Source organism: Oleiphilus sp. HI0117 (genome assembly GCF_001635235.1).
Map to the genome: position 1 here is coordinate 1 of NZ_LWGA01000323.1, position 270 is coordinate 270.

General features: G+C 46.3%; 1 protein-coding gene. It reads right to left on the minus strand.

Going from position 1 to position 270, the window contains the following annotated elements; translation table 11 throughout:
* Window positions 1-270, minus strand: a 270-nt coding sequence (locus A3757_RS03995; protein ID WP_156506163.1) for a PDZ domain-containing protein, incomplete at both ends; no start/stop codon positions are given.

The window sequence follows — 270 nt, forward strand, 5'->3', positions numbered from 1 at the left end:
CTGACTCCTAAACGACCAACCGAGGCACCGTCTTCACGTATAAATACTTCTGGTCTAAGTGACAGAGTCTCGACAATAAGCCCATTGTTTTCTCCACTCCTCTCAACCTTAACGACAACATCTTTTTCAGCAGAGACTTTGATTACATCGACAAAAGCAAACCAGTCTTCAATAACTTTACCGCCGGCCTCAATTACTTTATCGCCCGCTTTTAAGCCACCCTGTTCAGCCGGACTATCGGCTAAGACACTCCCCATTACTGCGGGAACA